At 68.6% G+C, this 23,739-nt stretch carries 18 protein-coding genes and 1 tRNA gene; 7 read left to right on the top strand and 12 right to left on the bottom strand.

Annotated elements, in window-relative coordinates; translation table 11 throughout:
• Window positions 1–132 (top strand): integrase core domain-containing protein (locus tag AB4089_RS16415; RefSeq protein ID WP_441410344.1); only part of this gene is annotated, 132 nt, incomplete at its 5' end.
• Between the two features lie 13 nt (window positions 133–145).
• Here the strand turns inward: AB4089_RS16415 and pth are convergent.
• From pth to AB4089_RS16390, 5 genes are all read right to left on the bottom strand, one after another.
• Window positions 146–733 (bottom strand): aminoacyl-tRNA hydrolase, encoded by a 588-nt coding sequence (gene pth, locus AB4089_RS16410; protein WP_441410334.1) that lies wholly within the window; start codon window positions 731–733, stop codon window positions 146–148.
• A 107-nt stretch (window positions 734–840) separates the two neighbouring features.
• Complete coding sequence (locus AB4089_RS16405; RefSeq protein WP_441410333.1) at window positions 841–1,440, bottom strand: 50S ribosomal protein L25/general stress protein Ctc; 600 nt, start codon at window positions 1,438–1,440, stop codon at window positions 841–843.
• A gap of 260 nt (window positions 1,441–1,700) precedes the next feature.
• Window positions 1,701–2,681 carry a ribose-phosphate diphosphokinase gene (locus AB4089_RS16400; protein WP_026537748.1) on the bottom strand — a complete coding sequence of 327 codons (981 nt, stop codon included), beginning with the start codon at window positions 2,679–2,681 and terminating at the stop codon, window positions 1,701–1,703.
• A gap of 5 nt (window positions 2,682–2,686) precedes the next feature.
• A complete protein-coding gene (gene glmU / locus AB4089_RS16395; RefSeq protein WP_441410332.1) occupies window positions 2,687–4,216 on the bottom strand; it encodes a bifunctional UDP-N-acetylglucosamine diphosphorylase/glucosamine-1-phosphate N-acetyltransferase GlmU in 1,530 nt (509 codons plus the stop codon).
• A 42-nt stretch (window positions 4,217–4,258) separates the two neighbouring features.
• A tRNA-Gln gene (locus tag AB4089_RS16390) sits at window positions 4,259–4,330 on the bottom strand.
• A 230-nt stretch (window positions 4,331–4,560) separates the two neighbouring features.
• Here AB4089_RS16390 and AB4089_RS16385 point away from each other — a divergent pair.
• Window positions 4,561–5,160, top strand: coding sequence for a TetR/AcrR family transcriptional regulator (locus tag AB4089_RS16385; protein WP_441410343.1), 600 nt, complete (start codon window positions 4,561–4,563; stop codon window positions 5,158–5,160).
• 378 nt (window positions 5,161–5,538) lie between these two features.
• On the opposite strand, the gene AB4089_RS16380 is transcribed toward AB4089_RS16385, so the two are convergent.
• The 5 genes from AB4089_RS16380 to AB4089_RS16360 form a co-directional block, all read right to left on the bottom strand.
• Window positions 5,539–7,368 (bottom strand): ABC-F family ATP-binding cassette domain-containing protein, encoded by a 1,830-nt coding sequence (locus AB4089_RS16380; protein ID WP_441410331.1) that lies wholly within the window; start codon window positions 7,366–7,368, stop codon window positions 5,539–5,541.
• 73 nt (window positions 7,369–7,441) lie between these two features.
• Entirely contained in the window at window positions 7,442–8,404 is a 963-nt protein-coding gene (locus AB4089_RS16375) for a 4-(cytidine 5'-diphospho)-2-C-methyl-D-erythritol kinase (protein ID WP_441410330.1), read from the bottom strand.
• A gap of 91 nt (window positions 8,405–8,495) precedes the next feature.
• The gene (gene rsmA / locus AB4089_RS16370; RefSeq protein ID WP_441410329.1) at window positions 8,496–9,395 is read right to left on the bottom strand and encodes a 16S rRNA (adenine(1518)-N(6)/adenine(1519)-N(6))-dimethyltransferase RsmA; all 900 of its coding nucleotides are present in this window, start codon (window positions 9,393–9,395) and stop codon (window positions 8,496–8,498) included.
• Between the two features lie 170 nt (window positions 9,396–9,565).
• Window positions 9,566–10,711: a transglycosylase family protein gene (locus AB4089_RS16365; RefSeq protein ID WP_441410328.1), complete on the bottom strand. Its 1,146-nt coding sequence runs from the start codon at window positions 10,709–10,711 to the stop codon at window positions 9,566–9,568.
• A 304-nt stretch (window positions 10,712–11,015) separates the two neighbouring features.
• Window positions 11,016–11,903, bottom strand: a complete 888-nt coding sequence (locus tag AB4089_RS16360; RefSeq protein WP_441410327.1) for a TatD family hydrolase — start codon at window positions 11,901–11,903, stop codon at window positions 11,016–11,018.
• A 177-nt stretch (window positions 11,904–12,080) separates the two neighbouring features.
• Here AB4089_RS16360 and AB4089_RS16355 point away from each other — a divergent pair, with 177 nt between their 5' ends.
• From AB4089_RS16355 to AB4089_RS16345, 3 genes are read left to right on the top strand one after another with little or no spacing between them, the layout of a single operon-like run.
• Entirely contained in the window at window positions 12,081–13,223 is a 1,143-nt protein-coding gene (locus AB4089_RS16355) for an AAA family ATPase (RefSeq protein WP_441410326.1), read from the top strand.
• A gap of 14 nt (window positions 13,224–13,237) precedes the next feature.
• The gene (locus tag AB4089_RS16350; protein WP_441410325.1) at window positions 13,238–14,767 is read left to right on the top strand and encodes a DUF58 domain-containing protein; all 1,530 of its coding nucleotides are present in this window, start codon (window positions 13,238–13,240) and stop codon (window positions 14,765–14,767) included.
• The gene (locus tag AB4089_RS16345; protein WP_441410324.1) at window positions 14,764–17,286 is read left to right on the top strand and encodes a transglutaminaseTgpA domain-containing protein; all 2,523 of its coding nucleotides are present in this window, start codon (window positions 14,764–14,766) and stop codon (window positions 17,284–17,286) included. Before AB4089_RS16350 ends, AB4089_RS16345 begins: the two co-directional genes overlap by 4 nt.
• Window positions 17,287–17,306: 20 nt before the next feature.
• Here the strand turns inward: AB4089_RS16345 and AB4089_RS16340 are convergent, their stop codons facing one another.
• Window positions 17,307–18,806 carry an NAD-dependent succinate-semialdehyde dehydrogenase gene (locus AB4089_RS16340; protein WP_441410323.1) on the bottom strand — a complete coding sequence of 500 codons (1,500 nt, stop codon included), beginning with the start codon at window positions 18,804–18,806 and terminating at the stop codon, window positions 17,307–17,309.
• 280 nt (window positions 18,807–19,086) lie between these two features.
• Window positions 19,087–20,025, bottom strand: a complete 939-nt coding sequence (gene rsmI, locus AB4089_RS16335; RefSeq protein WP_441410322.1) for a 16S rRNA (cytidine(1402)-2'-O)-methyltransferase — start codon at window positions 20,023–20,025, stop codon at window positions 19,087–19,089.
• 58 nt (window positions 20,026–20,083) lie between these two features.
• Between rsmI and AB4089_RS16330 the strand changes: the two genes are divergently transcribed.
• Both AB4089_RS16330 and AB4089_RS16325 read left to right on the top strand, forming a co-directional pair.
• Window positions 20,084–21,838 (top strand): dolichyl-phosphate-mannose--protein mannosyltransferase, encoded by a 1,755-nt coding sequence (locus AB4089_RS16330; protein ID WP_441410321.1) that lies wholly within the window; start codon window positions 20,084–20,086, stop codon window positions 21,836–21,838.
• A gap of 61 nt (window positions 21,839–21,899) precedes the next feature.
• Window positions 21,900–23,729 carry an AMP-dependent synthetase/ligase gene (locus AB4089_RS16325; RefSeq protein ID WP_441410320.1) on the top strand — a complete coding sequence of 610 codons (1,830 nt, stop codon included), beginning with the start codon at window positions 21,900–21,902 and terminating at the stop codon, window positions 23,727–23,729.
• Window positions 23,730–23,739 lie beyond the last annotated feature (10 nt).

The raw sequence follows: 23,739 nt of genomic DNA, 5'->3' as shown, positions 1-23,739 counted from the left end.
GCCTACCGGCAGATCTTCACCAGCAGCGGTGACCGCCAAGCCGCACTTGCGCCCTGGCTCCAGCACTACAACACTGAACGAATCCACACCGGCATCGGAACCACACCCGCCAACCGAGTGTCACCAACCTAATGGCTCAGTACATCTAGGTGGCCTTGGCCGGGTGGAATTTTTGCTGCGCGGCGAGGAGGCCGTCCCTGACCAGGACCTCGACGGCGTCAGCCGCCGAATCGATGAGGAACGGCAGTTCTTTCTTTTCCGGGGCGGAAAAGTCGCGCAGGACGAAGTCCGCGGTATCCATCCGGCCCGGCGGACGCCCGACGCCCACCCGCACACGCAGGTAGTCCTTGGTCGCGAGGGCCTTGGAGATGTCCCGCAGTCCGTTGTGGCCGCCTTCGCCGCCGCCGATCTTGAGCCGCACGGTGTCGAAGGGGATGTCGATCTCGTCATGAACGGCGATGACGTGGGCCGGGTCGATCCCGTAGAACTGGGCCAGGGCCGAGACGGGGCCGCCGGAGACGTTCATGTAGGACAGCGGCTTGGCCAGCACCATCCGGGGCCCGCCGATGCCCAGGCGTCCCTCGAGGACCTGGGCGCGCGATTTGTGCGACTTGAAGCCGCCGCCCACGCGCGAGGCGAGTTCGTCCAGCACCATCTGGCCGACGTTGTGCCGGTTATGGCTGTACTCGGCTCCGGGGTTGCCAAGGCCTACGATCAGCCAGGTGTCAGTCATGGATCAGTCCTTCGGTGGGACGCGGCGGAGGGAAGGTGTGGGGTGGGTCGCGGAGACGACGGCGGCCGGGCCCCTGAGGGACCCGGCCGCAGCCACATGCGCCGGAATTACTCGGCTGCTGCTTCGGCTGCCGGGGCAGCTGCTTCGCCCTCTTCGCCCTCTTCGACGTTTTCGACGGCCTCGGAGATGTTGACCACGAGCGCTTCGGGGTCGGCCAGCAGGGTGGAGCCCTTCGGCAGGACGAGGTCGGAAGCGTGGATGTGCTCGCCGGCGCTACGGCCTTCGATGCTGACCTCGATGGCGGTGGGCAGGTGGGTTGCCTCGGCCTCAAGGGAGACGGTGGTCATTTCCAGGTTGTGGACGTTGCCCGGAGCCAGCTCGCCGCTCAGGTGGACGGGGACGTCAACGGTGACCTTTTCGCCGGTGCGGACGGTCAGCAGGTCGAGGTGCTCGATGATCTGCTTGATCGGGTTGCGCTGGATGTCCTTGACGAGGGCCAGGTGCTGCTCGCCGTTGATGTCCAGGGTCAGCAGGGCGTTGGCCGTGCGGACGGCCAGGGTGGTGGCCTTCGCCGGCAGGGTGATGTGGATCGGCTCGGCGCCGTGGCCGTAGATGACGGCCGGGATCAGGTTGGCCATGCGGGCGCGGCGGGCGAAGCCCTTGCCGAATTCGGTGCGGACTTCTGCTGCGAGCTTCTGCTCAGACATGGATATCTCCTCATGGGATTTCAAGCTGTGGGACTAAACGGTGTTCAGCAAGGGCGGAGGTCTTCACGACCTTCAACGCCGGGCTGCCGTGCAGCTGACCTTCAGAAGGAGATTCAGACCCAGTCGATAACGGAGACCAGCAATCCGGTTGCCCGTGCATACTGCTTGCACAGGGCACACCGGCGCTCTCCCTCGCCAAGGTTTCGGTACAAGGCTACCAGCGGCGGGCCCGGATCCTAAATCCGGGCCCGCCGGCCGGCTCAGGCCTGGCCGTCGAACAGGCTGGTGACGGAGCCGTCGTCGAACACTTCACGGATGGCGCGGGCGATCAGCGGTGCGATGGACAGCACCGTCAGCTGCGGGAAGCGCTTGTCCGGGGTGATCGGCAGCGTGTTGGTGACCACGACCTCGCGGGCGCCGGACTCGGAGAGGCGGCGGGCTGCCGGGTCGGAGAACACGGCGTGGGTCGCGGCGATGATGACATCCTTGGCGCCGGCGTTCTTGAGTACCTGCACGGCGCCGGAGATGGTTCCGCCGGTGTCGATCATGTCATCGATCAGGACGCAGGTGCGGCCTTCGATCTGGCCCACGACCGTCTTGGAGACGGCCTGGTTGGGCACGGTGAGGTCGCGGCTCTTGTGCACGAACGCCAGCGGCGCGCCGCCGAGGCGCTCGGCCCACTGCTCGGCGACGCGGACGCGGCCGGTGTCCGGCGAGACGACCGTGACCTTGTCCGAGCCGACGCGGGTGCGGATGTAGTCGGCCAGGAGCGGAATGGCCATCAGGTGGTCCACGGGGCCGTCGAAGAAGCCCTGGATCTGGGAGGTGTGCAGGTCCACGCTCATGATGCGGTCGGCGCCGGCGGTCTTGTACAGGTCGGCGACGAGGCGTGCCGAGATCGGCTCGCGGCCGCGGCCCTTCTTGTCCTGCCGGGCGTAGGGGTAGAACGGGGACACGACGGTGATGCGCTTGGCTGAGGCCCGCTTGAGCGAATCGATCATGATCAGCTGTTCCATCAGCCAGTTGTTCAGCGGGGCGGGGTGGGCCTGGATCACGAAGGCATCGGTGCCTCGGACGCTCTCGCCGGCCCGCACGTAGATCTCGCCGTTGGCGAAGTCGTAGGCGTCCAGGGGCAGCAGTTCGGTGCCCAGCTCCTTCGCGATCTCCTTCGCCAGCTCAGGGTGCGCGCGCCCCGCGGCCAGCACCAGCTTCTTCTCGCCGTGTGCCGTAATTTCGCTCATGATTGCTAGCCCTCTTCTGTCGGTGCCGGAGTAGTGGAGGAAGTTGGGGCGGCGCCCTCGGCGGCTGCATGGACCGCGGCGGCGGATCGGGCCAGGGCGGTCCCGGCCAGGGCGGCGGAGATGGAGCCGGGGCGGTTGGCCGCCACCCAGCCTTCGGAATTCCGCTGCCTGGCCACGGAGAGGGCGAGAGCGCCGGCAGGGACGTCCTGGCGGATGATGGCGCCGGCACCGCTGTAGGCGCCGTCGCCCACGCTGACCGGAGCCACGAAAACGGTGTTGGAACCGGTGCGCACGCCCGAGCCGATCACCGTGCGGTGCTTCTTCTCGCCGTCGTAGTTGGCGGTGATGTTGCCGCAGCCGATGTTGGTGTCCTCGCCGATTTCCGCGTCTCCGGCGTAGCCGAGGTGGGACAGCTTCGAGCCGCGGCCGATCGTGACGTTCTTGGTTTCGTAGAACGCGCCGATCTTGCCGGTCTCACCCAGGACGGTGCCGGGGCGCAGGTAGGTGAAGGGTCCGACGCTGGCGCGCGCACCGATCACGGAGCCGGAGCCGTGCGTGCGGATTACCGTGGCGCCCTCCCCCACCGTGACGTCGGTCAGTGTGGTATCCGGGCCGACGACAGCGTCGCGGGCCACCGTGGTGGCGCCGTGCAGCTGGGTGTTGGGCAGCAGGCGGACGTCCTCCTCGAGCGTCACTGTGGCGTCGATCCACGTGGTGGCGGGATCCACCACCGTGACGCCGGCGCGCATCCAGGCTTCGACGGTGCGGCGGTTGTGTTCGGCTCCGAGCGCCGAAAGCTGGACGCGGTCGTTGGCGCCCTCCACCTGCCAGCGGTCTTCGGTGACGACGGCGGCGACGCGGCCGCCCGCGGCGCGGGCCAGAGCCAGGACATCGGTGAGGTACTTTTCGCCCTGGGCGTTGTCCGTGGTGACGTGGACCAGCGCGTCGCGCAGCACCGCGGCGTCGAAGGCGTAGATGCCGGAGTTGATCTCGCGGATTTCGCGTTCGACGTCGGTCGCGTCCTTGTGCTCGCGGATACCCGTGACCGTTCCATCCTCGGCACGGAGGATCCGTCCGTAGCCGCTGGCGTCCTCGAGCACGGCGGTGAGGACAGTGACGGCGTTGCCCTCGGCCTCGTGGGCGGCGACAAGCTCACCGAGAAGTCCGCCGGTGAGCAGCGGGACGTCGCCATAAGTCACCACGACGGTGCCGCTCAGCGATTCCTGGGGGTGAAGCGCGTCGAGGGCTTCCAGTGCGGCTTCAACCGCGCGGCCGGTGCCAGGCACCTCATCCTGGTCCACGATCAGGGCCTTCGGATCGAGGGCGGTGACGTGGGCGGCCACGAGGTCGCGTTCATGCCGGACCACGAGGGCCAGCTCACGGGGGTTAATACTGCGGGCCGCCTGGAGCGCGTGGCCGACCAGGGAGCGGCCGCCGATCTCATGGAGAATTTTTGGCGTACGGGATTTCATCCGGGTACCGGCCCCTGCAGCTAGGACGATCACGGCGGCCGGGCCAGTGTTCTCGGGGCTCACGTATTGGCTCTCCTTGCTAGGTTGCGCGGTGTGTCTCGCCAGTTCCGCCCATAGGACTCGAACCTATACTCCACGGCTCCAAAGGCCGGGGTGCTGCCATTACACCAGAGCGGACCGTGCCGGGCTTGACCTGTGGCACGAGAACCAATTCTGCCACGAACGATGATGCTCGTGCGACTCAGCGCGGCACAGGGCGGCTCAGCGCGGCAGGACGGGCAGCGGGCGAACGCGGCCACGCGGTAGGGCATGATGGTGCTGTGATCAACAGTACGGGCGGATCCGTTGGGGCGGACGGCGGCCACGGCGGGCCCGAACGTGTCCCCGTCCACGTTGCCCGGCCCCGCATGACAGGTCCGCAGCGCCGTACACAATTGCTCGGCATCGGCCGTGGGCTTTTCGCACTCCGCGGCCTGGACGGCACCACCATCGAGGAAATCGCCGCCACTGCGGGCGTCTCCAAACCGGTGATCTACGAGCACTTCGGCTCCAAGGATGGCCTGTATAGGCAGGTGGTGGAATATGAGTTCCACATCCTGCTGGCTTCGATCAACGACGCCCTGGCAGAGGATGCCAAGCCCCGCGTCCTGGTGGAACGGGCCGCCCTTGCCCTGCTGTCCTACATCGAGGACCGGACCGACGGCTTCCGCATCCTCATGCGAGACGCACCGCCGTCGCAGCCGGAGGGGGCCTTCTCCACGTTGCTGTCACAAGTGACGGCGCGGGTGGAGCACATCCTCGAGGACGAACTCGCCCGCCGCGGCTTCAGCCCGGCCGACGGGGCCATGTACGCCCAGATGCTCGTGGGAATGGTCGCGATGACCGGCCAGTGGTGGCAGGGCAGCCGCACCCCGGACAAGCGCGAAGTCGCCGCACACCTGGTCAACCTGGCCTGGAACGGCCTGACCGGGCTGCAAAAGGACCCGGAGATCCGCAGCGAGGGCTAGGTTCCGGGCTGGCGAGTCTGGTGTTACCGCGGGACATGCCCATCCTTGGCCCGCACCGAGGGGCATGTCCTACCCGCCGCGGGCTAAGGCCTTAGTGCTCCAGGGGACATGTCCACCGATGGCCTCGAAGAATGGACATAACACCAACATGCCCATTGTTTGCCCGCACCATGGGACATGTTCGGCGGGTTTCAGCCGCGCTCGGGACATGCCCAGTGTTTGCCCGAACCGTGGGGCATGTCCGGCGGGGACTGAGCCGTGCGCGGGACATGCCCATTGTTGGCCCGCAAAGAGGGGCATGTCCCGAGGAGGCCACTTTCTCCGAGGGGCATGTCCATCCGTGCCCACACACGCTGGGCATGTCCCGCGGCGAGGAGGCTACTCCCCCAGCACTTCCAGGGCCTCGAGCCATTCGAGTTCGAGGGCTTCGCGTTCCCCGGCGAGTTCCAGGAGTTTTTTGTTGAGGTCGGCGAGCTGGTCGAACTTGCTGGCGTCCCCGGCCCCGGCCGTCATCTGGGCATGGATCTTGTCTTCCTGCTGCTTGAGCTTGCCCAGCTGGCGGTCGATCCGGTTCTTGGCCTTGCGGGCGTCGCGCTTCTCGGCCTCCGACGGACCCGCGGCGGCGGGCGCGGAACCGGCGCTGGAGGAGGTGACGGGGTTCCCGCCGCCGGTGATCGTGGAGCCGGCAAGAGCGCCTTCGCGCAGTTCGAGGTACTGGTCCACGCCGCGGGGCAGGGCACGGATCTTGCCGTCGCCCAGCAGCGCCATCTGGTGGTCCGTGACGCGCTCCAGCAGGTACCGGTCGTGGCTGACCACCACGAGGGTGCCTGGCCAGCCGTCGAGCACGTCCTCGACGGCGGCGAGCGTGTCGGTGTCGAGGTCGTTGGTCGGTTCGTCAAGCATGAGCACGTTCGGTTCGCCCACGAGCAGGCGCAGCAGCTGCAGCCGCCGGCGTTCGCCACCGGAGAGGTCCTTGACCGGGGTCCACTGCTTCTCGTTGGTGAAGCCGAGCTGCTCCACGAGCTGTCCGGCGGTGAATTCCTTGCCGCCGACGTTGAACGAGCGCTTTTCGCGTTCGATCACTTCGATCACGCGCAGGTCCGAGACATCGTCGAGCTCCTTGACCTCCTGGGTCAGCACGGCTGTGACCACCGTCTTGCCGCGCTTGACCTTCCCGGAGCTGGGCTGGATCTCGCCGTTGAGCAGCTTCAGCAGGGTGGTCTTGCCGGCGCCGTTGACGCCCACCAGGCCCAGCCGCTCCCCGGGTGCCAGCCTCAGGGTGATGTTGTCGAAGAGCTTCTGCCCGGCATCGCCACCGAGGAAGTCCAGCGAGACGTTCTCAAGGTCCAGGACGTCCTTGCCGAGCCGGGCGGTAGCCATCTTGCTCAGCGCCGTCGAGTCGCGCGGCTCAGGGACGTCGGCGATCAGGGCGTTGGCCGCCTCGATCCGGAACTTGGGCTTGGCGGTGCGGGCCGGGGCGCCGCGGCGCAGCCAGGCGAGCTCCTTCTTCACGAGCTGCTGGCGCTTGCTTTCCATGACCGACGCCGAACGGTCGCGTTCGGCCCGGGCCAGCACGTAGGCGGCGTACCCGCCGTCGAACGGGTCCATGATGCCGTCGTGGATTTCCCAGGTCTTGTTGCAGACTTCATCGAGGAACCAGCGGTCGTGGGTGACCACGAGGAAGGCGCCCTGGTTGGGCCGCCAGCGGGACTTCAGGTGCCGGGACAACCAGGCGACGCCTTCGACGTCGAGGTGGTTGGTGGGCTCATCGAGCATGATGACGTCGTGGTCCTCGATCAGCAGCTTGGCCAGCGCCACACGCCGCTTCTGCCCGCCGGAGAGCATGTGGACGTTGGCGTGCCAGTCGACGTCGGACACGAGGCCGCCCATGACTTCGCGGATCTGCGGATTCCGGGCCCATTCATAGTCGGCCTGGTCCCCCACGATCGCGGCGCCGACGGTGAGGTCGCCGTCGAGCACGTCGCTCTGGTCCAGGTAGCCGATGTTGACCTCGCTGCGCTTGGTCACCCGGCCGGAGTCCGGGGTGGAGCGCATGGACAGCAGCCGCATGAGGGTTGACTTGCCGTCACCGTTGCGGCCCACCATGCCGATCCGGTCGCCCTCTTCAAGGCCGAGGGTAATGCCATCGAGGACGGTACGGGTTGCATACGAGACCGTGAGGTTCTCGCCGCCGAGCAGGTGTGCCACAGGGAACTGCTTTCTTAGGTGTATCGGTGAAGGTGTTGCTGTTAAGTCAGGAGGTGCGGTGCGCCAAAAGCTCCTAAAGGAGCGTATCGGAGATGATGCGGGCCCCGTGCACCGGGCCGTGCACCGCCAGGGCGTCGAAGCTGCGGTGGCGGAGCTCTTCGGCGAGTCCGGCGGCAGCGGCGGGGCTGTGCGCCAGGAAGGCGACGGTGGGTCCGGAACCGGAGACAATTCCCGCGATCGCCCCGCAGGCCTCGCCGCGCCCGAGGGTCTCGCGCAGGCCCGGGGCCAGTTCGATCGAGGCCCGTTGCAGGTCGTTGACCAGGACCCGGCTGAGGGCGTCGGCATCGCCGGCGCGCAGGGCCGTGAGCACGCCGGGATCCACCGCGTCGGGTTCGTCAACCGCCACCCCTTCGGCTGCGCGCAGGCGGTCCAGGGTCCGGTAGACCTCCGGGGTGGGCAGGCCGAAGTCGGCGGTGACCAGGACCCAGTCCGTCTGGGCCTTGACCAGGGCCGGCGACAGTTCGTCACCGAGGCCGAGGCCGACGGCGGTGCCGCCGAGCAGTGCGAAGGGAACGTCCGCGCCGAGTTCGGCGGCCAGGTGGGCCAGCTCATCGCGGGACAGCCCGCTGTTCCACAATGCGTCGCAGGCCAGCAGGGTGGCGGCGGCGTCAGCCGACCCGCCGCCCATGCCGCCGGCCACCGGCACCCGCTTGGTGATCTCCAGGTGGACACCGGTGGAGTGCTCCGACACGTCGGCCATGATCGCTGCCGCCTTGTAGGCAAGGTTGCGGTGATCGAGTGGGATGTCCACGCCGTCAAGGTCCACGGTGCTCGCATCGCTGATGCTGACCGTGATCTCACCCGTGTCGGTGCTGGTGGCGGCAACTTCTTCGTAAAGTGAAACAGCCAAGTAGACGCTGGCCACCGAGTGATAGCCATCGGGCCGCAGCGGCCCTACGTCCAGTGAGACATTGACCTTGCCTGGAGCCTTGACCCGGACAGTCCTCGCGGCAAAGCGCCCTCTCACTGCGTTCATGGCTCCACGCTATGGCATCGCGGCCCGGGCTCCAAGCACGTAACGCCGCCCGCCGGGCTCGCAAACAGCCCACAGAGAGCCCACCGGGGGCTCAGGAGGCCGGCTGTTCGTGGGCCTCGGCGATTCTGGCGAACGACGCAATGTCGATCACTTCGCCGCGGAATGTGGGGTCGACGCCGGCGGCCCGCAGGCAGCGTTCGGCCTCGGCGGCGCTGCCTGCCCAGCCGGCCAGCGCCGCCCGGAGGGTCTTGCGGCGCTGCGCGAAGGCGGCGTCAATGACGGCGAAGACCTGTTCCCTGGTCGCGGTGGTAACAGGGGGCTCCCGGCGCGTGAAAGCGACGAGTCCGGAATGGATCTTGGGCGCGGGCCAGAAGACGTTCATGCCGATCACGCCGGCCTTGCGCATGCTGCTGTACCAGGCTGCCTTGACCGAAGGCACGCCGTAGGTCTTGGAACCGGGCCCGGCGGCCAGCCGGTCGGCGACTTCGTCCTGGACCATGACCAGGCCGTGCTGCAGGCTCGGAAAGTGCTGCAGGAGGTGCAGCACCACGGGGACGGCAACGTTGTAGGGAAGATTCGCCACGAGCGCTGTCGGCTCGGCGGGCAGCTCCGTGACCTTCATGGCGTCGGCCAGGACGAGATGGAAATTCCCGACGGCGTCCGGCCGCCACGCCGCGACCGTGGCCGGCAGGCGTCCGGCAAGGACGGGATCGATTTCGACGGCGACCACGGTCCGGGCGGCGTCCAGCAGGCCAAGGGTCAGCGACCCGAGCCCGGGACCTATCTCCAGGACGGTCTCATCGGCCCGGATGTCGGCGGCGTTCACGATGCGCCGGATGGTATTGCCGTCGATGACGAAGTTCTGGCCGAGGGTCTTCGTGGGCCGCACGCCGATTTCCTCTGCCAGCCGGCGGATATCGGAGGCACCCATCAGCGGTGCGGGCGCCGCTCCGGGCAGGCTTTCGGGGGCGGAGGGGCTCGGTTCAGTCACCTAGGTATCCTATCCCGGCCCCGGTACGCCGCAGGCCGGGCCCGGAAGGAATCCGGACCCGGCCTGTGCGGTCCCCTGGCTGTGGTCAGAAGCGGCGGAACTCGGGCGGTCAGTGGCCGGCGGTCAGTAGCTGATGGTCAGGCGCCGGCCTGGCTTTACTGGCTGGTGTGCTAGCTGGAGGCGGCCCAGCCGCAACCCCAGGGACCCAGGCCGCGCTGTGCGTAGACGCGGTTGGCGATGTCGATCTGCTGGGCCTTGGTGGCCGCAGCGGCGTTGGGGGCGTACGCGCCGCCGCCGGAGCCGAGCCAGGTCCGGACGTCGAACTGCAGGCCGCCGTAGTAGCCGTTGCCGGTGTTGATGGACCAGTTGCCGCCGGACTCGCACTGGGCGATCTTGTCCCACATGCCCTGGTTCATCATGGCGGGGGCGGAGGCGCCGGTGTTGGCGGCGGCCTGGGGCTTTTCCTTGGTGCCCACAGTCACCTTTTCGGTGACCGGCTGGGCGCTGACGGTCTCGGACACCAGGGTCCGGGAGGCTTCGCGGCCGTCCACGAGGACCAGCTTGAAGCTCTTGGCCGTGGTGCCGGCGACGCCGGCCTGGGTGACCTTCTTCTCACCCTTGAACATGTCCGCGTTCTCGGTGGTGAGTGTTTCAAAGGCGACCGGTTCGGTGGTGTTGGCCGTCTTGCTGACGTCGACGCGGGAAACCTTGATCACCATGTCGTTGACGACCGGCGCGTTCCCGGGCTGGGAGAGGCGGTCGCTGGCTCCGAGCGCAATGCCGGCGTCCTCGAGCACCTTGGCCACGGTGGCCTCCGTGGTGGTGGTCGCGGCTGCCTTGCCGTCCGCGACGATGCTCACGGTCTTCGGCGTCGAGATGGACACGAACGAGCCGGAGACGGCGAGCTGGGCGTCCTTCGGCACGGAGACCTGCGAGGCGCTGGCGACGCCGAGTTCGGTCACGAGCCCTTCGACTGTGGGCGAGGTGGTGGAGATGGTCCGTTCGGCGCCGTCCAGGCTGACCTTGACGGCCTTGGCGAGGTTGACGTTGATGACTGATCCGTCCTGCACATGGGAGTCCACCGAAGGCGACACCCTGTCAGATGGCTGGAGTTCAACCTTGGCACCCTTGACGACCTGTCCGACAGTTCCGCCGAAGGTCTGGACGGAGCTGACTTTGCCGTCCACGTTGAGTGTGATCGTCTTGTTGTTGCCGACGAAGGCCACGAGGCCCAGCACCAGTGCCACCAGCACTACGAGCTGCGTGCCAACCTTGACGAAGCTGATCTTGCCGTCCGATGTGAAGAACTTGACCACGATTGCCCGAATCTCTTGGACCTTCCGGGCACGGGGATAAGTACACGTGACCACCCTCCGTGAGCGCGCCAAAGGCGGCTCCGAACAGAGTCCGGATCGTCACGAAACATGCATGCACTGCCTCACCCAAAACGAGAGCGCACATGTGGTTTGTTTGCCACGATGCACGCCCTGCTTGAGTGAAATTCTCCGTAGGCCTTCCCCGACCCCGGCTAATAGTTGACCACTGTAACCGAAGCGTTATAAAGGGGCCAAGTAATTGTGCATACCCGGTATCCACTGCGGAGGGCCGGAGGAGGCCGGTTCAGTCCCAGGATCCGTATGCCTGCACGGTATTTTCGGCGATCTGCGCACACAGCCCGGACAGCTCCGATCCAGTCACATCGGCCATGGCCCGGACGGTGTACGGAACCATGTAGCTGGCGTTCGGGCGGCCGCGATGCGGGTGCGGGGTGAGGAAGGGCGCGTCGGTCTCGACCAGGATCCGGTCCGGCTCCGCAATGGCGAGCGCCGCGCGCAGGTTCGCCGCGTTCTTGAAGGTCACGGTGCCGGCAAAGGACATGTACCATCCTTCCGCGTTGCAGGTCCTGGCGAGGGCCTCGTCGCCGGAAAAGCAATGGAAGACCACGCGCTCCGGGGCCCCTTCTTCGCGCAGCACCTGGACGACGTCGTCGTGTGCGTCGCGGTCGTGGATTTGCAGCGTCAGGCCGAGGCGTTTGGCGATGTCGATGTGGCGGCGGAACGAGTAGCGCTGGTGGACCAGGCCCTCCCCCTCGGTGCGGAAGAAGTCCAGGCCCGTCTCGCCGATGGCCCGGATCCTCGGGTGGGCGGCCAGGGCCTCGATCTCGGCCAGGGCTTCTTCCAGGGTCCCGCCCCGGGCGTAGTCGGGGGCATCGTTGGGGTGGAGGGCCACGGCGCCCAGGAGCCGTGAATCGAGCTCAACGGCCTGGACCGTGAACCGGGACGATTCGAGGTCGCAGCCCACCTGCACCGCACCCTGGACACCCACTGCCTCGGCGGCGTCGAGGGCATCCTTGACTCCCACCAGGAGCTCCGCCTCGGGAAAGTCCAAATGTGTGTGGTTGTCCATGACCGGCACGGGAAGCGGCGCGGGTGCGGGCGGATACCCGCCGCGTCCGGTACCGTCGGTTCCAGGCACCCGGAATGGGACGGGAGTGAGGGGATTGAGCATTCTTCCACCCTATCCGGCGCCCAGAATTCCTTGGAACTCTCTGTCAGGGCCGGCAGTTGTGTTAGTAGTCTGTTAATACTCTGTTATTTCCCCGTAAGGAAACAGGCGAACGCCACTGCGGGGCCCGGCGGCCGCTGGCGGTCCGTTCCGGGACCCACAAGGCCTGAAAGGCTGCCGATGGATTACCAGCGCACTTCCGTAGATGACGTCCTCCCCGAAGGACAGAGCTTCCCGAGCCGATCAGCCCTTGACCCCGACGCAGGCGGACACCGGTCCCCAGCCCCGGCATTGGACGCGGACGCCTTCCACTCGGCCAGCACCCGGATCCTGACGGCCATCAATACGGTCATCGACGGCAAGGCAGAAGCGGCGAAACTGGCGCTCACGGTGCTCCTGGCCCAGGGCCATTTGCTCCTGGAGGACGTCCCGGGGGTGGGCAAGACGCTGCTGGCCAAGACACTGGCCCGGACCATCGACTGCACCGTCAGCCGGATCCAGTTCACCCCGGACCTGCTCCCGTCCGATGTCACCGGCGTGTCCGTCTACAACCAGGCCACCCGGACCTTCGAGTTCCGGCACGGCGCGGTGTTCGCCAATATCGTCATCGGCGACGAAATCAACCGCGCCTCGGCCAAGACCCAATCGGCCCTGCTGGAGTGCATGGAGGAGCACCAGGTCACGGTGGACGGCACGTCCTACCGGCTGGATGAGCCGTTCATGGTGGTTGCGACGCAGAACCCCATTGAGATGGAGGGCACCTACCCGCTCCCGGAAGCCCAGAGGGACCGCTTCATGGCCCGGATTTCCATGGGCTACCCGGACCGGGAGTCCGAGATGGAGATGCTCGAAACCCACCAGGCGTCATCTCCGCTGGCCCGCGTCACGGCTGTTGTCACGGCGGCGGAGGTGGCTGCGATGATTGCCTCGGTGCAGCAGGTCTACGTGTCCCGGTCCATCAAGGAGTACACGGTGGCCCTGGGCCGGGCAACGCGTGAAAGCGGGCTTCTCCGGCTCGGCGCCAGCCCGCGGTCCATGCTGCAGCTCCTGCGGGCGGCGAAGGCGACCGCCGCGCTGGAGGGCCGGGACTTCGTGCTGCCGGACGACGTCGTCAGCGTCGCCGAGGCTGTGCTGGCCCACCGGATCATCCTCGACCGCAAGGCGGCCAGCGCGGGCGAGACGCCGCAAAGCGTCATCCGGGCCATCATCGCCAAGATTCCCGTCACCCCGGAAGTGTCGGCCTCGAACAACGGAACCGGCCGCCCTGGCCGGAACAAGGCCATGGCTGCCGCGCCGTCGCCCAAACTGCCGAATCCGCGCTAGGAGGCGGTCCCGGCGTGGCGTTGAGGGATCGGTTCCCCGGACACATCTTCAGCACCCGCGGCTGGGGCCTGCTCGGCGCGGGGGCGCTGTCCCTGCTGGCCGCCCAGATCATGGGCCGCCGGGACCTGCTCGCGCTGGCCGTCCTGCTGCTGGTCCTGCCCCTGCTGGCCCTGGCCGGAAGCCGGGTCCTGAAGCCCAGGTTCCGGGTCTACCGCGAATTCAGCCCGGCGCCGGTCGAAACGTCCGCCCGCACCACGGTCCGGCTGGCCGTTGCGCGGACCGGGCCGGGAACCGGCCACGCCGTCATGGAGGAGCACCTGCCGGCCCGGTTCGGCGAATCCCCCGTCTTCCGTTTCCCGGCCCGCAGGGCCACCGGCGGCGCCAGCCGCTATGAGTACCATCTCCGCTCGGCCAATCGTGGCCAGTTCCTGATCGGGCCCGTCACGGCGGAGTTCAGCGACCCCTTCGGGCTGTCCTTCCACCGCCACGCGATCGACGACGGCGACCTCCTGACCGTGACCCCCGCCGCCGTCCAGCTCCCCGAGACAGGGCTGGCCGGCGCCCGCGGACACGACGGTGTGACAGCCACGCGCGCCCGGGCGAATCCCAGCGACGACGACGTCATGACCCGCGAATACCGCCATGGCGATCCGATGCGCCGCGTGCACTGGGCCGCGACTGCCCGCCACGGGTCCCTCATGGTGCGGCAGGAGGAATCCGTCACGACCCCCGAGGCGACCATCATCCTGGATCAGCGGCTCTCGGCGTATCCGCACGGCGTATTTGGCCGTGCCGGCCATTCCTCCGGGCATTCGGGCAACGGCGAAGGCGACGGCCACGACCTGCTGAGCTGCGACGCCTTCGAATGGGCCGTCACGGCGGCGATGTCGATCGCGGCGCACCTCGCCGAACGCAACTACACGCTGCGGTTCCTGGACAGCGCGGGCGCCCCCGCCTTCCGCAATTCGCCGTCCGCTCCCGACCCGGAGGCCGAGGAATACACCGGCACGGCCGGGCTTCAGTCCATCGCGGAAAGCCTGGCCGCCATCGAGCTCTCCGGCCCGCACCACGGCCACCCGCACCGCACCCGCACCCCGGATTCCCGCCGGCTGCCAAGCCCGCAGGAGAGCTCGGGACCGCCTGCCGTGTCCAGCGCGCACGAAACCGCCGGGGGCGCAAGGAACACCGCGGCCGCCGGGAACGCGCCGAGGGATTTCGACGACGCCCTGATGGACAAGCTCTCCGCGCACCGGCTGCGGGGACCGGTCCTGGCGATCCTGGGCACCCTGTCCCTGGCCGAGGCCCAGGCTCTGTCCCCGGCGGCCGGGTTCGGCGCGAACGCATTCGCGCTGCTGGTCACGGACCAGGCGCATGGTTACGGCGCGATGCCAGAGGTGCTGGAGGCACTGAGGCTGGGCGGATGGCGGGCCGTGGCGGTTTCTGACCGGAGCCCGCTGCCCGCAGCGTGGACAGCGTTCGACGAGGCCGATCCGACGATGTCCGCCGCAGCGGACGTCCGCCGAGGCGTGGGAGGCCGGCGATGACGCTCACACCGCAGCGCAGCTCCGCATCCCGCACCGGTGAGGCCGGCACGGACGAAACGACAGTCCTGTCCCCCGGCGCAGGCTCCCGGCGGGAAGGACCCGGCGCCCAGCCCTGGGTGATGGGGACCGTCGTCGCGGTGGCCGTCGCCGGCGCCGCCCTCGGATTCAACGGCGTCCTGCGCGGGTGGGCCTGGTACTCCCCGGTGTTCAGTACCGTCCTCGCCGTGGCATTCTCCATGGCGACGCTCCGGTCCTTGCGGACCCGGACCTGGCTCGTGGCTGCCGGCGGCCTGGTGGCACTCGTAGTGTCCCTGACCTTCATTTTCTTCCGGCAGCACAGCATCGCCGGGTTCATCCCGTCCCCGGAGACCATGACGTACCTGGGCAAATTCCTCAGGCGCGCCAGCGAAACCGTCCTGGCCGAGAGCACCCCGGTGGCCCCGAACGCCGGCATCGTGATGCTGATCTGCGCGGTCCTCGGGCTGCTGGTGATCCTCATCGATGCCCTCGCGTTCCCGCTGGCGCTGCCGGCCACGAGCGGGCTGGGGATCCTGGCGATCCTCGTGGTGCCGGCCATCGTCAAGCCGCAGAGCGTGGGGGCGCTGGGGTTCCTTGGCGCCGCCGTCGGGTATCTGTTGATCCTGGGGTGCAGCCATTGGTTCACACCGGATGCCCGCACCCTGGCCGACACCGCCCGGAACCCCGGGCAGCTCCGGCGCGGCGCGGTCACGGCCGCCGCGGCGCTGACCCTGACGCTGCTGCTGCAGCCGGTCATCCCGGGTTTCGAGCAGGGCACGTTCCCCCAGGGCTCGCGGCTGAACCCGTTCGGCGGCGCCACCGGCCTGAATCCGATGATCAGCCTGGGCAACAGCCTGCGCAGCCCGTCCGGGGACGGCAGGATCACCTTCGCGACGAACGCGCCGACGACGCCGTACCTGCGCTCTGTGACGGTGGACAGCTTCGAGGGCGATTCCTGGTCACCGGATGACCGGGAATCGACCCGGCAGCCGGGCACGGGCAGGATCGAATCCGGTCTCGATACCGCCGCGACGGAGTTCCGCGTCATCACCGCCGTCAACACCGGCCAGTACACAAGCCCCTACCTGCCCTCGCCGTATGCACCGGAATCAGTCAACGGCCTCACGGGGCGCTGGAGCTGGGATCCGGCCACGCTGAGCATCAAGGGAATCGACACCAACTCCCGCGACCAGCAGTATGTGGTCACGTCCGTCACGCCCCAGCTCACGGCCGCGCTGCTGGCGCGGGCCTCCGAGCCGGTGCGCGGAGTTCCCGAGCAGTTCCTCCGGCAGCCATCGAACGTTCCGGAGGTTGTGCGGAGCACGGCCCAGACCGTGACCGCCGGAGCCGCGACACCGTATGCGCGGGCCATGGCCATCCAGCGGTACCTGCGCTCCACCGAGTTCAGCTATTCCCTGCAAGCCCCCGTGCAGGGCGGCTACGACGGCAACGGCCTGTCGGTGCTGGCGGACTTCCTGACCCAGAAGAGCGGCTACTGCATTCATTTCGCCTCCGCCATGGCCGTGATGGCCCGGCTGGAAGGCATTCCGAGCCGGATCGCCGTGGGCTACGCACCGGGGCGCCCCACCGGAGCCACCGTGGCGGTCTCCGGCCAGGGTCCCCTGCCGGAGTTCGAAGTCGATGCGCGCGATGCCCACGCCTGGCCGGAACTCTATTTCCAGGGTGTCGGCTGGGTCGCGTTTGAGCCTACGCCGTCCCGCGGCGTCGTTCCGGCCTACGCCACGGCGGCCGCAGCGCCCAGCGGGGCCAGCACCAATGAACGCAACGACGCCCTGACTCCCGGGGACGGTTCCACCCAGTCACCGGTCCCGGCCCCCGGCGCGGTTCCCCTGCCCGGCACCGGAACTCCGGCGGCTGCGGGCACGCACCCGGCACAGGCGCTCTACGGCCTTGGCGCGGCTCTGCTGCTGGCCCTGATCGTGGCCTCCCCGCGGCTGGTACGCAGCGGCGTGCGGCGGCGCAGGCTGATGACGGCGGCCCGCGGCTATCCCGGCGCCGGCACGGCCCTGCCGGCCTGGGCGGAACTGCGGGACCTCGCCACGGACTACGGCGTGGCGCCCGGAGCGAGCGAGACGCCGCGGCATTTCTCGGCGCGGTTGCGCGCCTCGGCGGCGCTGGGTGAACCCGGCGTCACGGACGGACCCGGGCAGCGCGCCGCGGCAGCACTGACCGAGGACTTTGAACGTGAGCAGTACGGCCGCCCGGGTGGCGCCGGTCCGGCGGACAACGCAGGGACCGCGGACCCGGCCGACTCCGCCGCGGCCAGGATTGCCCTGGTGCAGGCCGCGCTGCGGTCCAACGCCGGTCCCCTGGTCCGGCTGCGCGCGGCCTGGCTGCCGCCGTCGGTGATGTCCGGCTGGCGACGGGCCCTCGCGCTGCCCGGCAGGGTCCTGTCCCGGACAGCACAACGCACCCGGCGGGGACTCGCGGGATCCTGGGGGAAGATCCGCAACTCCGTCCGCCGGGTGCGCCGTGGCTAGGCTGTGCCTAGGTTGAGTTCCTAGCCTGCGTAGGGATCGGCGATGCCGATGTACTGGGTGTAGAGGTATTCCTCGATGCCCTCCAGACCGCCCTCACGGCCCAGGCCGGACTGCTTGACCCCGCCGAACGGTGCGGCGGCGTTGGAGACGACGCCGGCGTTCAGGCCCAGCATGCCGGTCTCGAGGCGTTCGCCCATCCGGATGCCGCGGTTCAGGTCCCGGGTGAAGACGTACGCGACCAGGCCGTATTCGGTGTTGTTGGCGAGCCGGACGGCCTCGTCCTCGGTGTCGAAGGTGATGATCGGGGCGACGGGGCCGAAGATTTCCTCGGACAGGATCCGGGTGCCCTCGGTGACGCCCTTGAGGATGGTGGGCTGGTAGAAGTAGCCCGGGCCCTCGACGGCGGAGCCGCCGGTGATCGCGACTGCGCCGGCGTTCACGGCGTCGGTGACCAGCTCGTGGACCTTGTCCCGGCTCTTGGCATCGATCAGCGGGCCGACCTTGGACTCGGGCTCGGTGCCGCGGGCCGTGGTCATGACCGCCATCTTCGCGGCGAACTTCGTCGCGAACTCGTCCGCGACGGACGCGTGGACGATGAACCGGTTCGCGGCGGTGCAGGCCTCGCCCATGTTCCGCAGCTTCGCCAGCATGGCCCCCGCGACCGCGGCGTCGACGTCGGCGTCCTCGAACACGACGAACGGGGCGTTCCCGCCGAGCTCCATCGAGGTCCGCAGCACCGTCTCGGACGCGTCGGCGAGCAGCCGGCGGCCGACCTCGGTGGAACCGGTGAAGGAGAGCTTCCGGAGCCGGGAGTCCTTGACCAGCGGACCCGTTGTGGCCCCGGCCGTGGAGGTCGGGATGAGGTTCAGGACGCCGGCGGGCAGCCCGGCCTCCAGCATCACTGCGGCGAACAGCTGGGAGGTCAGCGGGGTCAGGTTCGCGGACTTCAGCACCATGGTGCAGCCGGCCGCGACCGCCGGGGCGACCTTGCGGGTGGCCATCGCGAGCGGGAAGTTCCACGGCGTGATCAGCAGGCACGGGCCCACCGGCTTCTTGGTCACCAGCAGCCGGGACTTGCCGTCCGGGGAGACCGAGTAACGGCCGAACGCGCGGACGGCCTCTTCGGAGAACCAGCGCAGGAATTCCGCGCCGTAGGTGACCTCGCCGCGGGCTTCGGCCAGCGGCTTGCCCATCTCCAGGGTCATCAGCAGCGCGAAGTCTTCCGCACGCTCCGTCACGAGTTCGAAGGCGCGGCGCAGGATCTCCCCGCGCTCCCGGGCCGGGACCTTCGCCCAGGACTCCTGCGCCGCGGCGGCCGCGTCCAGCGCCGCCGCCCCGTCCTCAGGACCGGCGTCGGCGATGCTCAGCAGCACCTTCCCGGTCGAGGGGTCCTCCACATCGAAGGTCTTCCCGGACGCGGCCGGACGCCATTCGCCGTTGATCAGCAGGCCCGTCGGGACCGAGGCCAGAAGGGCGCTCTCCCGCTCCGCGGAAACAATGGGCTGGGCAGTTACAGTCACAACGACTCCCTCGTCAGCAATTCGGTTTGCCTAGTTTGTTGGCACTAGTTTGTTGAAATAGTTCTTGGTGCAGGCGCACGTTCCCACAGGCAGGCCCGGGCGTCTGGATTACTGCCACGGTACTGCTGCGCTCACTGGCAAGTCTATGCATGGGCGCACTACCCGATCCAGCATATGCTGTGCAGCTGCACAACTGATCGGCGCGGGCCCGCTTAACGGAATGCGTGCCCTGGCGAAGCCGTCCCACAAGGTCCGACGGGCCCGAAAATCTGCTTCCGGATCAGCGTGCGGCGAGCACCGCGGAATAGAGCTCGCGCTTGCTGACTTTCGCGTCGTCGGCCACCGCCGCGACGGCCTCCTTCAGCCGGATGCCCTGGGCTATCAGCCCGTTGACGGCGGCCACGTGGTCCTCCGGACGGCCGGGTTCGCGTTCGGGAGCGCCGCCCACCACGACGGCGATTTCTCCGCGGACCTCGTTGGACTCCGCCCATTCGAGCAGATCGCGAAGGGTACCGCGGATGACTTCTTCATAGGTCTTGGTGAGTTCACGGCACACGGCGGCCCGGCGGTCGGCGCCGAAGCTTTCGTGCAGGGCCCGCAGCATGGGCTCCAGCCGGTGCGGGGCCTCGAAAAAGACCATGGTGCGCCGCTCGGCGTCGAGGTCTGCCAGCCGCGAGTTGCGTTCGCCTGCCTTGCGCGGCAGGAACCCTTCGAAGCAAAAACGGTCAGTCGGGAGGCCGGACAGTGCCAGGGCGGTCAGCACGGCGGAGGGTCCCGGCGCCGCGGTGACGGTGAGCCCGGCCGCCACGGCACCTTCAACCAGCCGGAACCCCGGGTCCGAGACGGACGGCATTCCGGCGTCCGTCACCATGACCAGGGTCTTGCCGGCACGGACCTGCTCCAGCAGGTCCGCCGTCTTGGCTGCCTCATTGTGCTCGTGATAGCTGATGATCCGGCCGGCCACGGTGATGCCGAGGTTCTGCACGAGGCGGTGCAGCCTCCTGGTGTCCTCGGCGGCGACGATGTCCGCCGTCGTCAGCAACTCCACGAGCCGCGCCGAGGCATCGCCGGCGTTCCCGATCGGCGTCGCCGCGAGGACGATCCTGCCGGGCCCGCCTGTGACAGGAACATCAGTGGCGGGAACGCCAGCTGAGGGAACGGCGGCGGGGGCATCGTCATCGAGAGGAGGAAGGGGGGAGGTGCTGGGTTCGTGGTCCACACGTCCAGCCTACTGCCGCCGGGGCGGCAGCCCTGCGGGCACAGCCGCGAAAGGTAGCATGGGCAACGTGACCCAGACCCCCACGCGGCAGCCCGAGACTGGCCCCGCCGCATCGCAGACCTCTGGTTCGGACAGCGCCAACGGCAGAACCGGCAAAGCCCGGGGCCGCTTCCGCACCGGCCGCAACCTGGAGGGACACCGCTGGATCGGCCGCCCCGCCGAGGCCTTCACTCCGGATGCCCTCAAGGAACGCCTGATCGGCAGCATCCAGAGCTGGCGGGACTACCCGGCGTCGCTTCGGCTCTGGTACTGGCTCATTCCTGCCCTCACGGCGGCGCTGGGCGGCGTCCTGCGGTTCGTCCGGCTGGACACCCCGCGGAACCTGGTCTTTGACGAAACCTACTACGTCAAAGACGCGTACTCGTTCCTGGTCAGCGGGTACGAGCGCAGCTGGCCTGACCGGGCGAACGACGCCTTCATTGCCGGCAACCCCGGCGTGCTGCTGAACACGCCGGAGTATGTGGTGCACCCGCCGGTCGGCAAGTGGATGATCGCCTTCGGCATGTGGCTGTTCGGGGCGGACAATCCCTTCGGCTGGCGGTTCGGCGCTGCACTGACGGGGACGCTGTCGATCTTCCTGCTGGCCCTGATCGCGCAGAAGCTCTTCCGTTCCCTGACCCTGGGCGCCGTGGCCGGCGTCCTGCTAGCCGTGGACGGCCACCACCTTGTCATGTCCCGGACCTCGCTGCTGGACATCTTCCTCATGTTCTGGATCCTCGCCGCGTTCGGCGCGCTGCTGATGGACCGCGACGACGGCCGGCGGCGGCTGGCGGCCCGGCTCGGGCGGCAGGCCGCGGCCTCGGCCACGGGGCATCCCTCGGCGCTCCAGCTCACCTCCGGGCCGTGGCTCGGCATCCGGTGGTGGCGGCTCACGGCCGGCGTCTGCCTGGGCCTGGCCGTCGGCACGAAATGGTCCGCCCTGTTCTTCCTGGCCGGGTTCGGCCTGCTGACCGTGTTCTGGGACCTCAGCGCCCGGCGCATCGCCGGCGTGCATGCCTGGATCAGCGCCGGCATCCTCAAGGACGGCGTCCCGGCCTTCCTGAGCATCGTCCCGGTGGCCGCCGTGGTCTACGGCGCCACGTGGATCGGCTGGTTCCGGTCCAAGGACGCGTACTTCAGGCACTGGGCCGAGACCAACCCCTCGGCCGAGTGGGGCTGGCTCCCGAACGCCGTCCGGTCCCTCGCGCACTACCACCTGGAGGCCTACAAGTTCCATCAGGGCCTGAACTCCGACCACCCGTACGAGGCCAGCGCCTGGAGCTGGCTGGTCATGGGCCGGCCGACGTCGTTCTTCTACGAATCCCCCGGGCAGGGCAGCCCCGGCTGCGATCTCAGCAACTGCACCACCGCCATCCTCTCCGTGGGCAACCCGCTGATCTGGTGGAGCGCGGCCGTCAGCCTGGGCATCCTGCTGTTCTGGTGGGCCGGCCGCCGCGACTGGCGCGCCGGCGCGATCCTGGCGGGGGTGGCCTCCGGCTACCTCCCCTGGTTCATGTACCCGGAACGCACCATGTTCTTCTTCTACGCCGTGTCCTTTGAACCGTTCCTGATCCTGGGGCTCGTCTATTGCCTGGGGCTGGTGCTCGGCCAGCGGACCGACCCCCTCTGGCGCCGGCGGTCCGGGTTCTACCTCGTGGCGCTGTTCGTGGTGGCGGCTGTGCTGCTGTCCGCGTTCTTCTATCCGGTCTGGACTGCCGAGGTGATCCCGTACCAGGACTGGCGCATGCGGATGTGGATGCCGTCCTGGATCTAAGGCAGGATTGCAGGGGAAAGTCCGCCGCACTCCGGGCGGACCAGGAAATGGAGACTCGGTTGTGAGAGAAGCAAGCACCGGACTGCTCGTGGAGCTGGATCCGGGGAGCAACGTGACGGACCTGCTCCTGGAGCAGCACGCGAAGGACCCCGTGCACGCCCTCTACTCCCGCAAGGGCCCCGCCGGCTGGGCCGATGTCTCTGTCCACCACTTCCTGGAGCAGGTCACCGCACTGGCCAAAGGCCTGATTGCCGGCGGACTCGCCCCGGGCGAAACCGTCGCTGTCATGTCCGCCACGCGGTACGAGTGGACGGTGGTCGATTTTGCCATCTGGTTCGCCGGCGGGGTCACCGTACCGATCTATGAGACCTCCTCCGCGGGCCAGGTCGAGTGGATCCTGCACGACTCGGGCGCCCGCCGGGTGTTCGTCCAGGACCATGCCAAGGCGGCCCTCGTCCAGGACGTCCTGGACGCCTCCACTGTCCTTGGCGACCGGATTATCGCCGTCGTGCGGATGGAGCACGACGGCGACGCACCGAACCTGGCGAGCCTGGCGGCCGCCGGAACCGGGGTCACCGACGCCGAGCTCGAACGCCACCGGACCACTGCGTCCCTGGCCGACGTGGCGTCCCTGGGCTACACCTCGGGCACCACCGGCAAGCCCAAGGGCTGCGAGATCACACACGCCAACTTTGCCCTGGTCGCGAAGAACATCATCCTCTTCCTGCCCGAGATCCTCATGCAGCCGCGCTCCCGGACGCTGATGTTCCTGCCCCTGGCCCACGTTCTGGCCCGGGCGGTGCAGGTGATCTGCCTGAGCTCCGGCACCACGGTTGGCCACACCGCCAGCGCCAAGGAACTCCTGGAAGACCTGGCCAGCTTCAAGCCCACCTTCCTGCTGGTGGTCCCCCGGATTTTCGAAAAGGTTTACGCCGGAGCGGCGCAAAAGGCGGCCGCCGCAGGCAAGGAGCGGATCTTCACGGCTGCGGCGGGGGCCGCGATCGACTACTCCAAGGCCCTGGACGCCGCTTCCCGGGGCGACGGCGCCGGACCCGGGTTCCTCCTGCGTGCCCGGCACGCGCTGTTCGACCGGCTGTTCTACCCCAAGCTCCGCCAGGCCTTCGGCGGCCAGCTGCGGTTTACGGTCTCCGGTGCCAGCCCGCTGAGCTCCCATGACGCCCATTTCTTCCGCGGCGCGGGCATTCCCGTGCTGGAAGGCTACGGCCTGACCGAAACCACGGCGCCGTGCACGGCCAACACCCCGGCCCGGACCAAGGTGGGGACCGTGGGCATCCCGGTACCGGGAACCACAGTGCGGGTGGCCGACGACGGCGAGATCCTGGTCAAGGGCATCGGCGTCTTCAAGGGCTACCACGCCAACGCGGCCGCCAACGCTGAGGCGTTCGTGGACGGGTTCTTCCGGACCGGCGACCTCGGCTCCCTCGACGAGGACGGCTTCCTGACCATCACAGGCCGGAAGAAGGACCTGCTGGTCACCGCCGGCGGAAAGAACGTCGCCCCGGGCCCGCTCGAGGAGAAAATCCGCGAGCACCAGCTCGTGGGACAGGCCGTAGTCGTTGGAGACGGCCGGCCGTTTGTCTCGGCACTGGTCAACCTGGACCCCGAAGGCCTGCAGAACTGGTGCACCGCCCGGAAAGTGCCCGTCATGGGCCCCGCCGAAGCCGCTGCCGACGAAAGCGTCCGGGCCTCGATCCAGGGCGCCGTTGACGAGGCAAACCGCACGGTCTCCAAGGCAGAGTCCATCCGCAGCTTCGTCATCCTGGACGCCGATTTCACCGTGGAATCAGGGCACCTGACGCCCTCCCTCAAACTCAAGCGGGCCGCCGTCGTGCGGGACTACGAGGAGCACATCAACCGCATCTACGGCTGAGCCCGCACGG

This window comes from Arthrobacter sp. 2MCAF15 (assembly GCF_052115605.1).
GTDB lineage: Bacteria > Actinomycetota > Actinomycetes > Actinomycetales > Micrococcaceae > Arthrobacter.
This window is presented reverse-complemented; position numbering and strand designations above follow the sequence as displayed.

What these genes read in the sequence shown, in the direction of transcription:
- AB4089_RS16360 (WP_441410327.1), bottom strand. Translation starts at nt 11,903, where the DNA reads ATGCTCAATCCCCTCACTCCCGTCCCATTCCGGGTGCCTGGAACCGAC.
- AB4089_RS16400 (WP_026537748.1), bottom strand. Translation starts at nt 2,681, where the DNA reads ATGAGCGAAATTACGGCACACGGCGAGAAGAAGCTGGTGCTGGCCGCG.
- AB4089_RS16345 (WP_441410324.1), top strand. Translation starts at nt 14,764, where the DNA reads ATGACGCTCACACCGCAGCGCAGCTCCGCATCCCGCACCGGTGAGGCC.
- pth (WP_441410334.1), bottom strand. Translation starts at nt 733, where the DNA reads ATGACTGACACCTGGCTGATCGTAGGCCTTGGCAACCCCGGAGCCGAG.
- AB4089_RS16330 (WP_441410321.1), top strand. Translation starts at nt 20,084, where the DNA reads ATGGGCAACGTGACCCAGACCCCCACGCGGCAGCCCGAGACTGGCCCC.
- AB4089_RS16405 (WP_441410333.1), bottom strand. Translation starts at nt 1,440, where the DNA reads ATGTCTGAGCAGAAGCTCGCAGCAGAAGTCCGCACCGAATTCGGCAAG.
- AB4089_RS16385 (WP_441410343.1), top strand. Translation starts at nt 4,561, where the DNA reads ATGACAGGTCCGCAGCGCCGTACACAATTGCTCGGCATCGGCCGTGGG.
- AB4089_RS16355 (WP_441410326.1), top strand. Translation starts at nt 12,081, where the DNA reads ATGGATTACCAGCGCACTTCCGTAGATGACGTCCTCCCCGAAGGACAG.
- AB4089_RS16375 (WP_441410330.1), bottom strand. Translation starts at nt 8,404, where the DNA reads ATGAACGCAGTGAGAGGGCGCTTTGCCGCGAGGACTGTCCGGGTCAAG.